This is a genomic window from Candidatus Accumulibacter phosphatis (genome assembly GCF_012939955.1).
GTDB lineage: Bacteria > Pseudomonadota > Gammaproteobacteria > Burkholderiales > Rhodocyclaceae > Accumulibacter > Accumulibacter delftensis.
Genome location: NZ_SPMY01000140.1, coordinates 1 through 955 on the forward strand (window position 1 = coordinate 1; position 955 = coordinate 955).

The window sequence follows — 955 nt, forward strand, 5'->3', positions numbered from 1 at the left end:
GTCACGCTGACTACGTGAAGAACATGATCACCGGTGCCGCGCAGATGGACGGCGCGATTCTGGTGTGCTCGGCCGCTGACGGTCCGATGCCGCAGACGCGTGAGCACATTCTGTTGGCCCGCCAGGTGGGCGTACCGTACATCATTGTCTATCTGAACAAGTGCGACATGGTTGATGATGCCGAGCTGCTCGAGCTGGTGGATATGGAAGTGCGCGAGCTGCTTTCCAAGTACGATTTCCCGGGCGACGACGTGCCGATCATCCAGGGTTCTGCCCTAAAGGCCCTTGAGGGTGACCTCGGCGAGCTGGGTGAGCTGTCGGTGCTGGCGCTGGCGGATGCGCTGGATAGCTACATTCCGACCCCCGAGCGCGCGATCGACAAGCCGTTCCTGCTGCCGATCGAAGACGTTTTCTCGATCTCCGGTCGCGGTACGGTAGTTACCGGTCGTGTCGAGCGCGGCATCGTCAAGGTGGGTGAAGAAGTCGAGATTGTTGGTATCCGGCCGACGGTGAAGACCATCTGCACCGGCGTCGAGATGTTCCGCAAGCTGCTCGACGAAGGTCGGGCGGGCGACAACGTTGGTGTTCTGCTGCGCGGCGTCAAGCGTGAAGACGTCGAGCGCGGTCAGGTGCTGGCCAAGCCCGGTTCGATCAAGCCGCACACCCACTTCTCGGGTGAGGTGTATGTCTTGTCGAAAGAAGAGGGTGGTCGTCACACGCCGTTCTTCAATAACTATCGCCCGCAGTTCTACTTCCGCACGACGGATGTGACCGGTGCCATCTCGATGCCTGAAGGTGTTGAAATGGTGATGCCTGGTGACAACATCCAGATGACGGTCAAGCTGATTGCGCCGATCGCCATGGAAGAAGGCCTGCGCTTCGCTATTCGCGAAGGTGGCCGTACCGTCGGTGCCGGCGTGGTTGCAAAAATCATCGAGTAGGTTCAAGAAAGACG

Annotated in this window: 1 protein-coding gene; it reads left to right on the forward strand. The window is 59.7% G+C overall.

Annotated elements, in window-relative coordinates; genetic code table 11:
- A partial coding sequence (gene tuf / locus E4Q23_RS23145) for an elongation factor Tu (RefSeq protein WP_169068755.1) occupies positions 1–941 on the forward strand: 941 nt, incomplete at its 5' end.
- Between the last annotated feature and the right edge of the window lie 14 nt (positions 942–955).